The organism is Francisella sciaenopsi (assembly GCF_045862875.1).
Taxonomy (GTDB): Bacteria; Pseudomonadota; Gammaproteobacteria; order Francisellales; family Francisellaceae; genus Francisella; species Francisella sciaenopsi.
The window spans coordinates 137,862-150,227 of the sequence record NZ_BTHG01000006.1 but is presented as its reverse complement, the minus strand read 5'-3'; the positions used below and the strand labels follow the sequence as shown (position 1 = coordinate 150,227).

Sequence of the window (12,366 nt, the reverse complement as noted above, 5' to 3'; positions counted from 1 at the left end):
TAGATATAATTCTCCCTAATTAAATTAGTTAGCTATAGAAGTATGATAAAAAATATATTCTTTGACTTAGACGGCACACTTGTTAATACAGTTGGTGACCTAACAGTTGCAACAAATACCATGCGTAAACATTTTGGACTTGAGCCGGTATCTGAAGATGTCTTAGCTAGTATTATTGGCAAAGGCTACCCTACTACTGTTAGAAAAATTTTAGCATTAGATTTCAATGATAATGATTATATTGAATCTATCGCTGATACAGGTGTCAAAATTGTCAGTCAAACATACAAAACCCTAAATAGTGCAAATAGTAGAGTATATCCCCATGTCATTGAAACTTTAGATTTCTTAAAGCAACAAGGTATCAAAATGGCTGTTGTAACAAACAAACATGAAGATGATGCCATACAGTCTCTAACTCATTTAGGTTTGATTGACTATTTTGAAGTAATTGTCGGTGGAGATACTACAACCAGCTACAAACCATACTCAGAACCTCTCCTGTTTGCTATGAATAAGCTAAATGCTAAAACCGAAGAGAGTTTGATGGTTGGCGATTCTATGAATGATTATTTATGTGCTAAAGAGGCAAATGTAAAAACTATAATGGTAAGTTATGGTTATCATAATGGTGTAGATCTAGAAGCTCTAGATAGCTTTGCATATTTTGATGATTTTGCAGCAATTAAAAACCTTGTCAAAGAAATAAATTCGCATTAATAATTAGTAGTTTCAAAAATAAACCTCTTAAGAAGGTAATTTCAAAATTTCACTTGAACAAGCACTATGTTATAATTTTGCCATAATCGTATTTTGAAGAACTTTTTAAAATGGCAACTCATCACAAATTAATAATTTTAGGATCCGGCCCTGCGGGATACACTGCAGCAATCTATGCAGCTCGTGCAAACTTAAACCCTGTAATTATCACAGGTATGCAACCAGGTGGACAACTTACAACTACTACAGATGTCGATAACTGGCCAGGTGAAGCTGATGGTATCATGGGCCCTGAGCTTATGGAAAAACTACAAAAACAAGCTGAGAGATTCGATACACAAATCACATATGACACAATTAACTCCGTAGATCTACAAACTAGACCTTTCAAGTTAGTTGGAGAGATTGAAGAGTATACTTGTGATGCTCTAATTATAGCTACTGGTGCTACTGCTAGATACTTAGGTTTAGAATCAGAAGAAAAATTCATGGGCAAAGGTGTATCTGCTTGTGCTACTTGTGATGGATTCTTCTACAAAAATAAAGATGTTGCGGTTGTAGGTGGTGGTAACACTGCTGTTGAAGAGGCACTATTTTTATCAAACATTGCTAAATCTGTAACCTTGATTCATCGTAGAGACTCGCTTAGATCTGAAAAAATCCTAATCGACAAGCTAATGGAAAAAGCTGAGAATGGTAATGTAAATATTATCTGGGATACTACATTAGAAGAAGTTCTTGGTGATGATATGGGTGTAAATGCACTACGTGTTCGAAATGTCAAAACCAATGAGGAATCTCAAATTGATGTAATGGGAGTATTTATTGCTATCGGTCACACTCCAAATACTGGTATATTTGAAGGTCAGATTGAAATGGAAAATGGCTATGTCAAGGTAAAATCTGGTCTAGCTGGCGATGCTACTCAAACAAATATCAAAGGCGTATTTGCTGCTGGAGATGTAGCTGATCATATTTACAAACAAGCAGTAACTTCTGCAGGTACTGGCTGTATGGCTGCACTAGATGCTGAAAAGTACTTAGATAACCTAAATCAATAATTTCAACTCATCACTAATTAAATATCTATTACTTGGTTTTATCTAAAAATTTTAATCCTTTAAGTATTGGCCATAATGTACATAATGCCAAAGCTGCTAATACATAAAACCATCTATTACTAGGTAACGGCTCTAAATAGTTAACCATAAAGAATATTGTATATATAAACATAACCACTAGACCAGATAAACCATAAGCAACACCTTGTATTTTACCCTGTAAAGTTATCGGCGTATTTTTTTGTGCTATAGTAACAATTATCACCCATGATGATATAAACACACCTGCTACTAGATAATACAAAATAGCAAAAGCTATACTCTGGTTTAATCCTAACAATAAATACATCATAGCTGATGCACTCATAGAAAAAGCTAGAGTTAATTTTGGCGACATTTTTTCTATCATATATGGCAGTAAAATATTCCCAATAATAAAACCTACTGAAAACGCCACTTCTATTAGTCCAAATTCCAAAGACGACGCATGAAGAATATTCTTCGCGTATGGAGATATGAAGATTGGAGCAATCATATATATACAAGTCATACTAACTTGAGCTAAATAACACCAATATAGCGATATATTTTTGCTAAGGTAGTTCATAACTTCTTTCCAATTATCTACAAAATTCCCTTTTTGATTTTTTACAATTCTCTTTGGCACAATCATAAAACTACACAAAGTAGCAAAAATACTTCCAGCAAGCATTATTATCATAATCTGGTGCATATCGAAATACGCCACTAAGATCCCTCCTAAAGACATTCCAATAACCATACCAAATTCAAATAGTCCATCCATCGTACTATTTGCATACAATAGAACATCATCATTAGGAAATAGCTCTCGCGACATTATCATCATTGCCGGCATAAAAAATGCTAATATAATTCCCCATATACTTGTAAACAAATATACTAGAGTTAAAGAGTCTAAATTACCCAAAAATACAAATGATGAAAGTAATATAACTCGAAAGACATTTACTAGAACTATAATTATTCTTCTAGGTATAAGGTCAGCAAAATAACCGGTAATTGGAGATAATATTACTCCAAAAATCCACCAAGTAAGCATAAACAACATTATAACTTCAAGGTTATTCTTTAGAGTTAACAAATGCCAACTTATAGATATATACGCGATACCTACCACAGTAGCATTAAATAAAGTCATCACACAAGCATAGCTAAAAGAACTATTACTAAATAGTCTACTTCTAGCTTTAAAATAATTAAGCATACTAATACCTATCTAAAATAAGATTTTTAAAAAAGTCATAAGACTAAATTAATCACTGAAAATGCAGACATAAATAATCTAAGGAGATTCTATATTAAAAATATTTATAAGCAAGATGAAAGTATGGCAATACTGATGTAATTTATATTTCAATATCTGGATACAACTCACGAAGCTTTTCATCTGTTACACCAAAAACTGAAAAAGGGTTAATACCCATTGAAAACTCAACTCCATAAAATGGTTTCAATTCATACTCTCTATCTAAAGGATATTCGACATTATCTGCAATACTCATTAATTTGATAATCTTGTTCATTTCCTCCGACTCAGAAAATGCGTTGTTAGCCCTAGATAACATAAATGGAATCTGTGGATATAATCCAAGCAATTGAAGATTCATATGATTAGTAGCCCAGTTATTATTTGTTTTAGAAACGATTAATGAATTAGAAGCAGACCTTATAATATCAAAATTAATTTTAAACGCATCACCTTTTGATAATTGTAAAAGTTCTTGTTTAGGTAAACTAGGCTCACTACCTTTTAAGATAGGTATCGCTTCAATAAATGAACATGCAACAAAACATTTTTTTGGACTAAGTGGATAATATATTACTGTTTCTGGGTTATCAAGAAAGCCTGTCATATATACTGGATTATCTGTTCTAACAAAGTAATCATCTTCAGCTGCTTCAAGAATAATCCAATTTCTATTCGCTATATATTGATTATCCATACACCATTGGCAGCCTATAATTTCTTCTTTATATAGCTCACTATTCCCACCATTCAATTCTTCAAGCTTATCTCTATATTTAAAAAAACTTGGTGTCCTTACCGCTTGAGTAATAATAAATTGTCCCCACTTCATCCTCTCATTAGAGGATAAAGCTTCATTCTGTAATAATTTATCATAAAGGTGCTTTACTTGATTTTCAAGCTCAACATCAAGACGATCCTCAAGTGTTTGTGAATATAGATGATATTCAAATCCCCATGCAGTCTTGCCTATATCTTTATTTGCTTCAACAACCTTTTTTCTATTTTTGCAATAGTAATAATAACTATAATGCCAACCATTCTCCTCACTAGTCCAATGTCTATTGGAAAAAACCGGACTAAAATGATTTCTATCGGTTAACTTTTTCATAAGAATTAATTAGGATACCAAAAATGATAATATATATAATAAGCTCTTATAGCTTCTATATCAAACGAAACCCCATACTGCACATGCACATCAGCGACAAGTAGTTTCAAAAACAAATGATTAGAAAATAAAACTGTTTGAACGAAGTTAGTTTTTTATTTTCGATTTGTTTTAAACTACGATAGCGTAGTGCTAGGCAGTTTTGCATACTTTTTCTGCCATGAAAAAAGTATGTCGCTATAACTTACGCAGTAAGTAACGAAATAAAAACACAAAACAATGTTCTGTCACTACAATAACTAAACAAGTTATAATTTGTATATTTAAGGTTAACGTCCCCTCAAAAAGAAATTATCTAATTGTGCAAAATTAAGCTTTACCCAAGTTGGGCGACCATGATTACATTGACCAGAATTTTCAACAGTTTCCATTTGTCTTAATAGATGATTCATTTCTGGGATACTCAACTTATCATTTGCTCTAACTGCAGCATGACAAGATACTGTAGCTAAAATATGATTTAAATAAAACTCGACACTCTTTGTCTTACCAGAAGATGTAAGCTCTGTAGCTACATTTGATATTAGATTTTGCACATCTTTATCTTTGACATATATTGGCGTTGAACGCACTAATACTGCATCATCTGCTACTACTGATATTTCAAAGCCTAGTCTCTCAAACACTTCGATGTTCTCATCAATCGTTGCGACTATATTACTTGATAATCTGCATGTTAAGGGCATTAATAGATTTTGCTTAAACTTAGCAGTATCTGCATGCCAAGTTTTTTTCATCTCTTCATAGAGTATTCTCTCATGTGCTGCATGCATATCAACAAGCACAACACCATCTTCAACTTGTGAGAGTATATATATACCATGAATCTGACAGATAGCTTGTCCTAAACCACTAGCTTTTGGCTTTTGTGATATATTAATTTCATTTTCTTGAGTGTTTTGATTATTAAAATACCTATCTAATATAGTCGCACTATTATCTTCTTCTTTATCATCTTCAATATTGATATCTAAACTCATATTACCAATATTAAGAGGATTATTAGTACCTTTAGATTCTTGGTATGTATTGTTTTCACTAAAACTAGAAGTTTCAATCTCGATATCTGCACTTGTCGTTATTGCTTTATTAACTGTACCAAATAGAAAATCATAGATAAATTTTTGGTTTCTAAAACGTACTTCACTCTTAGCTGGATGAACATTTACATCTACCTCTTTATAATCCATATCAAGATAAAGTAGAAATGCTGGATATCTATTACCATACATTACATCTTTATAAGCATTTTTTATCGCATGAGTGACAATCTTATCTTTGATAATACGCCCATTTATATAGAAACTCTGCATATCTGCTCTAGCTCTATTAAATCTAGGACTAGCCACCCACCCCCATAAATGAGCATCACCAACTTCTTTATCTATATAGATAGCATTCTCAATAAAATCACGACTATACAAATCTAAAACACGATTATATTTTAGTTGCGCATCTTCTGCTAATAATAGATCTTTGACTTCTTTACCATTATGAATAAGTCGAAAAGCTATACCAAAATAGCAAAGCATATATTTCTTAAGTAAATCAGAAATATGTAAAAACTCGGTATTGTCTTTCTTTAAAAACTTACGTCGAGCCGGAGTGTTATAAAAAAGCTCACAAACCTCAATAGTTGTCCCAGTCACATGTGCAGCTGGCACAACCTCTCTAGTTTGGTTATTGATTTGCCAAGCATCATCTAAATCCTGATGTTTTGAGATAATCTTTAGCTTTGAAACAGATGCAATACTCGCTAGAGCCTCACCACGAAAGCCCATACTTGCAACAGATTCTAACTCTTCAAGGGTATAAACTTTACTTGTTGCATGAGGTGCTAAAGCTAATTGTAAATCATCCTGTGTAATCCCTCTACCATTATCTCTGATTCTAATTAAAGATTTACCACCTTCTTGAATTTCTATAGTAATAGATGTTGCTCCAGCATCTATAGAATTTTCGACTAACTCTTTCACTACAGAAGAGGGTCTTTCTATAACTTCCCCAGCAGCTATTTGATTGGCTAAATCTTCAGGTAATAATCTTATTTGGCGATAATTTTGCTTAGAATACATAGATACTCTATCATAAAGGATCTTTTACAAAATCTCTTGTTGAACACTCCTTCCATAGCTCCTGATCGATAATCTTGCCAGACTTATCTTGATATGGATAGATTTTATCTTTCGTTAGACCACATTCCCATTTTATTTTATTAGCTTGGGATTTAGGTATTCTTTGCCAGTATTCATCTTTACCTAAAAATCCCCAAAAAGCTCTAACATAAACTTTATCGCCATCTTCTATAGTTTGAGCTTTGACATGATAAAATTTACCATCATGTGGATTTAGTACAGATCCTTCAGTATAAACAGATCCTTTTCCATGTGATTTATCAGCAGAACCTGATTTTTTAATATCCCAGACAAATTCTAACCCTTGATATGTATCATGTCCACTAGAGTAATCATATTTATGTCCATAAGCATCACCCTTACCACAATTTTTACAGTAGACCATAGGTGGGTGAATCTTACCATCATCAACATTTGCTAGTGGTACAAACATTTTAGCATTTAAACTACCATGGTCATTAGTATAAGCATGAATTACACCAACATTTGTATTTGTAGCATCATCCCTCTGTAACCAGTAGCCATTAATATTTGATCTATCAAATTTCGCATAGCTAGTCATAGCCACTAAAAAACCAAAAATTAGAAAAGTAATTTTTTTAATCATTGTAGAAATTTGTTATGACTTTTAAGATAAAGTATAAAGAAAAATTGTAATTATACAAACTTAATTAGACAGGACTTTTAACACCAAATTGCTCAACAGGATAGTTAGTACAAATAGCAGTAACTTTCTCATCTTTATTTACATATTGTCCATCAGCAGTTACGCCACAGTCCGCTTTAACTTTTTCATAATCAGCTTTTGTGATTCTTTGCCAGTAAGCCGCCTTACTACCTAATTCTTTGCCCCAAACAATATAAGCTGCTTTTGCATACATTGTTCTGCCTGCATCTTGAACTTGTGCTTCCGATGCATAAACTTTACCATCATTTGGATTTATTACACCACCATCTTTATATACATCACTACTTTGACCAGCAACACCTGTACTTGATTGTGGTTGCATATTGCCTGCAAACACAAAACCTTGTAGAGGGGCATTTTTACCTTTATAGCTAAAGCCATTGTAAGAACTGTTTGAACAGTTATTACAAGTTGCTCTTGGCTTAGCCGGCTTACCAGATGCATTTACATTCATTAATGGAACTACGATTTCCATCTGTAGCGTACCTTTCTTGCCATACTCATCATTCTCTGCATAATAAGTATGAATAATACCTTCTGGCATTCCTTTGCCAGCATCTGGATCTTCATCAAATTGTACCCAGTAACCTTCTGGTGATAAATTAACACCTCCTGCATCATCTGCATAAGAAAAACTTGTCGCACCAAACGTTGCCAAAGCCATTAATGCTAAAATTTTAGTTTTTTTCATTATTTCTCCTTTAATTCTTCTTTAAGATTAAATATAAATTTTCTTTCTTAATCTCTCGATACTAACAAAGATAATATTTTTATTCAAATATATACAAGACATTATTAGCATTTTTATAAATAAAGCTTATAATTAATTCTAATATTAAGTAATTAAAATTGTACATTCTTGCAAGGAAAAATCATAACGAATTTTGGTGGCAATATCTCTGTCAAACTTACAAATGGCGAGAAAGTTTCGGCACTATTACGAAGCCACTTAAAAGGTGAACTCACTGTTGGTGATAATGTAGAATTAGAATATACAAATTCAACATATGTCATTAGTAAATTACTTGATAGAAAGAATCTAATTTCTCGTCCAAATCAATATCAGCGTAAAAATAAAAATATTGCCGCAAATATTGATAATGCTGTAATAATTATTGCACACTCTCCAGCACCAGTTGAGCACTATATTGATAGATATCTAGCTGCATTACATAATAGTATTATAGAACCTATTATTGTTATCAATAAGATAGACAATCAAACAGAAGAATATAAAAAACATATTCAAAATCTAGCAAATGTTTACCAAGAAATTGGCTATAAAGTTTTTTATATATCTGCACAAAACAATATAGGAATTGATAACCTTCTTGAAGAACTTAAAGACAGAACATCTATATTCTTAGGCCAATCTGGTGTTGGCAAGTCTGAAACATTAAATACAATACTAGGTGAAAAAATCACTGCAACAACTGCTGTATCAGATTCTACCAAAAAAGGACGTCATACTACTACATGCTCTACTTTGTACGAGATAGATGATACCACTAATATAATCGACTCTCCTGGCATAAGAGAATTTGGACTTTGGCATATCACAAAAGAAGAGCTTTTTGATGGTTTCTTAGATTTCAAAAAATATAAAGGGATGTGCCAATTCAGAAATTGCTCACATGAAGAGGGATCTAAAGGTTGTCAAATTGTCGAGCAAGTTAAACAAGGTCATATTAACCCTGTTAGATTTAAGAATTATCATCGAATATTAGCAGAGATCAAATCATAACTATAATATTCAGGATCTTAAAATATATTTAAAATCATGCATCTATAGGTATTTCAATGAATTCACAAAATGGCGACTATAAATATATAATATTTCTAATATTGTCATTATTAATAGGTTTATTGACTAATATTGTAAATTTAATTGGTGCTTTAATTCTATTATTATTTTTAGCATTTTCTATAGTTGTGAATAAATATAATCACATTATATTTAAAATCATATTAGCTTTATTTGCATACTTGCTGATGCTGCATATACTTCCAGGATTTAACAATCTGAATTTATATAAAAACATACTGGTCTCGCCTGATGCTATACCATACTCTATGACTTTAAAGTTTGACTCTCTATTTGTAGGATTATCAATAATTACTGTGGCGATACCAACTCTAGTACAAGAGTTAAAATACAAGATTATGAAATCTATATTATTCGGTATTTTTTATGGTTTATTAGCTATTCTTATAATTGGAGGTATAGCATTTAACTTCAATTTTGTTAAATGGGATATTAAATTTAATAATTTGATTATCATATTTATGATTCAAAATTTATTTTTTACTTGTTTTTATGAAGAAGTTTTCTGGCGAGGATTATTACAAAAGAACATATTTAACAATTATTTAAATAAATATTTATCTATACTCATAATAGCTATTTTATTCGCAACAGCACACTTAGTTTTTGCAAACTATAAATTTGCAATTCTTGCTTTTTTTGCAAGTATTATTTATGGATTATCATATAATTCTACAAATAATCTATTAGCAAGTATTACAACTCACTATTTAGTTAATATAACTCAGATAATGCTTGTTACCTACCCTATACTTGCTAGTAGTTTAGCGTAGGTATGTATGCACATTAGTTATTTTGAGCGGGCTTATAGTACTTTGGTGTAAATTCTATGCCATATTTAACATTCATCCACATTCTGCTGATGAAACTCTGCATTTCTGCATCATGAATATTAAGAACATACATTTTTTTGATCATCTCATCAATAGGTCTGATATTCGTATCATTAAATATATCATCTAAATATTTTTCATTTTGTGTTACTGCATTAGGCTGATATAAATAATTACTATTTTGAGCTGCTACGTATGGATCTATAATATAATTCATAAGAGCATAAGCTTTATCAAGATCTTTAGCTCCTTTTGGAATCATTAACATATCAAACCAAATATTAGTACCTTCTTTAGGTATCACATAAGCTAAAGTCACATCAGGGTTAACAGTCTTTGCTCTTTCAACAGATCTAACCACATCGCCAGAGTATCCCATTACTAGACAAAGATTACCAGCCGTGAAATCATTTTGATATTTATTACTATCAAAATACTTAATATATGGACGTACGTTTTTGATAATATCTAGAGCTGCCTTCTCATATTCGGCTTTACTATTAGTATTAGGATCAATACCATGATAGAAGAAATAATTACCAAAAATCTGCTCAGGCTCATCAAGCAATGAGACTCCACATGGCGCTATCTGTTTGAGATACTTTTTATCAAATACATATTTCCAACTATTAGGAACAACATCCTTTCCTAATCTTTGTTCTATTTCTTGTTTGTTATAAGCTAGTCCAGTAGTTCCATAACTATATACTACAGCATAGTTATTACCTGGATCATTAATTTGAGACACCTTATCATAGATAACTTTATTACGATAATCAAGATTCGGTAACTTTGACTTATCTAACTTGATAAGAGCATTCGATGCTATCTCACTATTCAAATACAAAGCACCCTGCTCTATCAAATCAAAACCTGAAGAGCCCGTCATTATCTTCGCTCTTGTCATATTATCATCAGATGTATATATATACTTAACTCTAGTATTAGACAACTCTGAAAAACAAGGAACTATATCAGGAGATATATAGTCAGCCCAGTTTGTAAAATTTAACTGGGTTCTAGACTCTGATGCTATAATTGGATTTTTGAGAATTTTATTATCACAAATATACGAATCTTCTTCAGAATAAGCCACATTTAGTAAGCTAACTAGCAGGCCCAAAACAAAAACTTTTCGTTTCATAAAAGTAACACACGCTCTAGTTGTTATAAAATTCCTTTAAGTATATACTAAACCGTGGTATCGGAGAAATAGAAAAGTGGAATAATGGAACAAATTATTAGTAGTAAAAAGTTTGGTCTAATCAGACTAATAATGATAAATATTATTGCTGTTGATAGCTTAAGAAACATATCAATCACGGCTCAAGCTGGCTGGATTGTTATTACATTTTATATTCTTGCAGGTATTTTCTTTTTAGTTCCATGTGCACTACTTACTGCTGAGATGTCTACAGGATCATCTCAAGAGACTGGTGGTATTTATATCTGGGTCAAAAAAGCTTTTGGTAAAAGATTAGGCTTTCTAGTGATATGGATACAATGGGTTTATAACCTCGTATGGTTTCCTTCAATTTGTGGCTTTTTCGCTGGTATCATAGCTTATGTAATAGCTCCTTCCATAGGTCAAAATGCTAATGAGCTGGTAGCTAATCCATGGTATATGATATCAATGAGTTTAGTAATGTTTTGGAGTGCTACAGCTATAAACTTATTCGGTATCAAAACATCAAGTACAGTAAGTACTCTTGGTGCTATCATAGGTACACTTCTTCCGATGTTTATTATTATATTAATAGCTATTGTTTGGTCGTTTTCTCATAGCTCCGAGATAGTTTTACCCACAGTTACTGATTTTATCCCATCTGGCAATAACATAAGTAGCTGGGCTTTATTTATAACGGTTATGTTTAGTCTATTTGGTCTAGAAATGAGTGCAATTCATGCAGCTAACGTCAAAAATGCTAAAAAGAACTTCCCTAGAGCTTTACTAATCTCAGGCTCTGTAATACTAGGTTCTTTGATATTATCAAATATTGCAGTGATTTTAGTTAGTAGTCAGCTACAGATTGGTGATGTTGATATTGTTACAGGATTGATGGTTTCATTTCACTACTTCTTTAACCAAATCAATATGCCGTGGATGACATATATTATTGCTATTACCTTAATATTTGGCGCATTTACAACAACTTCAGCTTGGATTATGGGATTATCTAGAGCATTTATGGTTGTCAGTAATGACAATATCCTACCTCAAGCATTTGGTAGAACTAACAAAAATGATGCTCCTGATACTATGCTGATAACTCAGGCCCTTATTTTTACAGTATTTTGTTTTTCATATATATTTATGCCATCAGTCAATGAGGCTTACTGGTATCTTAGTGATCTAACGGCTCAATTAGCTGTTATTGCATATATACTTATGTTTATTACAGCTGTGAAGCTTAAGATAAGCTCTCCTCTTCAAGAAGGTCAATATGAAATATGTAAAGGCTCTTTTGGGACTATACTAATGGCTCTGTTAGGATGTATTGGATGTATTGTTGCGATTATAGTTGGATTCATACCTATAGATAGTATGGCTATGTCTGTTTTCAACTTTGATATGATGCTTATAGGTGGAATCATTGTAACACTAATCATCCCGGCTGTCATAACTATCAAAAAATAGCTTCTTC

General features: G+C 32.0%; 11 protein-coding genes. 5 read left to right on the top strand and 6 right to left on the bottom strand.

What is annotated here, in order from left to right; all coding sequences use genetic code 11:
• Positions 1–42 precede the first annotated feature (42 nt).
• Together ACKTR7_RS08080 and trxB are read left to right on the top strand one after the other, a co-directional pair.
• Complete coding sequence (locus ACKTR7_RS08080; RefSeq protein WP_407877829.1) at positions 43–720, top strand: HAD-IA family hydrolase; 678 nt, start codon at positions 43–45, stop codon at positions 718–720.
• A gap of 110 nt (positions 721–830) precedes the next feature.
• Positions 831–1,781, top strand: a complete 951-nt coding sequence (gene trxB / locus ACKTR7_RS08075; RefSeq protein WP_407877828.1) for a thioredoxin-disulfide reductase — start codon at positions 831–833, stop codon at positions 1,779–1,781.
• A gap of 28 nt (positions 1,782–1,809) precedes the next feature.
• On the opposite strand, the gene ACKTR7_RS08070 is transcribed toward trxB, so the two are convergent.
• The 5 genes from ACKTR7_RS08070 to ACKTR7_RS08050 all read right to left on the bottom strand — a co-directional run bounded on the left by ACKTR7_RS08070 (position 1,810) and on the right by ACKTR7_RS08050 (position 7,754).
• Positions 1,810–3,027 carry an MFS transporter gene (locus ACKTR7_RS08070; RefSeq protein WP_407877827.1) on the bottom strand — a complete coding sequence of 406 codons (1,218 nt, stop codon included), beginning with the start codon at positions 3,025–3,027 and terminating at the stop codon, positions 1,810–1,812.
• Positions 3,028–3,169: 142 nt separating this feature from the next.
• A complete protein-coding gene (locus ACKTR7_RS08065; protein ID WP_407877826.1) occupies positions 3,170–4,180 on the bottom strand; it encodes a DUF4238 domain-containing protein in 1,011 nt (336 codons plus the stop codon).
• Between the two features lie 329 nt (positions 4,181–4,509).
• Entirely contained in the window at positions 4,510–6,315 is a 1,806-nt protein-coding gene (mutL, locus tag ACKTR7_RS08060) for a DNA mismatch repair endonuclease MutL (RefSeq protein WP_407877825.1), read from the bottom strand.
• A gap of 10 nt (positions 6,316–6,325) precedes the next feature.
• Positions 6,326–6,937, bottom strand: coding sequence for a DUF2147 domain-containing protein (locus ACKTR7_RS08055; RefSeq protein ID WP_407877866.1), 612 nt, complete (start codon positions 6,935–6,937; stop codon positions 6,326–6,328).
• A 109-nt stretch (positions 6,938–7,046) separates the two neighbouring features.
• The gene (locus ACKTR7_RS08050) at positions 7,047–7,754 is read right to left on the bottom strand and encodes a DUF2147 domain-containing protein (protein WP_407877824.1); all 708 of its coding nucleotides are present in this window, start codon (positions 7,752–7,754) and stop codon (positions 7,047–7,049) included.
• 168 nt (positions 7,755–7,922) lie between these two features.
• Between ACKTR7_RS08050 and rsgA the strand changes: the two genes are divergently transcribed.
• Both rsgA and ACKTR7_RS08040 read left to right on the top strand, forming a co-directional pair.
• Complete coding sequence (rsgA, locus tag ACKTR7_RS08045) at positions 7,923–8,807, top strand: ribosome small subunit-dependent GTPase A (RefSeq protein ID WP_407877823.1); 885 nt, start codon at positions 7,923–7,925, stop codon at positions 8,805–8,807.
• A 56-nt stretch (positions 8,808–8,863) separates the two neighbouring features.
• Positions 8,864–9,661, top strand: coding sequence for a CPBP family intramembrane glutamic endopeptidase (locus ACKTR7_RS08040; RefSeq protein ID WP_407877822.1), 798 nt, complete (start codon positions 8,864–8,866; stop codon positions 9,659–9,661).
• Positions 9,662–9,674: 13 nt separating this feature from the next.
• On the opposite strand, the gene ACKTR7_RS08035 is transcribed toward ACKTR7_RS08040, so the two are convergent.
• Positions 9,675–10,865: a polyamine ABC transporter substrate-binding protein gene (locus tag ACKTR7_RS08035; RefSeq protein ID WP_407877821.1), complete on the bottom strand. Its 1,191-nt coding sequence runs from the start codon at positions 10,863–10,865 to the stop codon at positions 9,675–9,677.
• Positions 10,866–10,949: 84 nt separating this feature from the next.
• Here ACKTR7_RS08035 and gadC point away from each other — a divergent pair, with 84 nt between their 5' ends.
• Positions 10,950–12,359 (top strand): glutamate transporter GadC, encoded by a 1,410-nt coding sequence (gene gadC, locus ACKTR7_RS08030; protein WP_407877820.1) that lies wholly within the window; start codon positions 10,950–10,952, stop codon positions 12,357–12,359.
• Positions 12,360–12,366: the final 7 nt, after the last annotated feature.

What these genes read in the sequence shown, in the direction of transcription:
- ACKTR7_RS08080 (WP_407877829.1), top strand. Translation starts at nt 43, where the DNA reads ATGATAAAAAATATATTCTTTGACTTAGACGGCACACTTGTTAATACA.
- trxB (WP_407877828.1), top strand. Translation starts at nt 831, where the DNA reads ATGGCAACTCATCACAAATTAATAATTTTAGGATCCGGCCCTGCGGGA.
- ACKTR7_RS08070 (WP_407877827.1), bottom strand. Translation starts at nt 3,027, where the DNA reads ATGCTTAATTATTTTAAAGCTAGAAGTAGACTATTTAGTAATAGTTCT.
- ACKTR7_RS08065 (WP_407877826.1), bottom strand. Translation starts at nt 4,180, where the DNA reads ATGAAAAAGTTAACCGATAGAAATCATTTTAGTCCGGTTTTTTCCAAT.
- mutL (WP_407877825.1), bottom strand. Translation starts at nt 6,315, where the DNA reads ATGTATTCTAAGCAAAATTATCGCCAAATAAGATTATTACCTGAAGAT.
- ACKTR7_RS08055 (WP_407877866.1), bottom strand. Translation starts at nt 6,937, where the DNA reads ATGACTAGCTATGCGAAATTTGATAGATCAAATATTAATGGCTACTGG.
- ACKTR7_RS08050 (WP_407877824.1), bottom strand. Translation starts at nt 7,754, where the DNA reads ATGAAAAAAACTAAAATTTTAGCATTAATGGCTTTGGCAACGTTTGGT.
- ACKTR7_RS08040 (WP_407877822.1), top strand. Translation starts at nt 8,864, where the DNA reads ATGAATTCACAAAATGGCGACTATAAATATATAATATTTCTAATATTG.
- ACKTR7_RS08035 (WP_407877821.1), bottom strand. Translation starts at nt 10,865, where the DNA reads ATGAAACGAAAAGTTTTTGTTTTGGGCCTGCTAGTTAGCTTACTAAAT.
- gadC (WP_407877820.1), top strand. Translation starts at nt 10,950, where the DNA reads ATGGAACAAATTATTAGTAGTAAAAAGTTTGGTCTAATCAGACTAATA.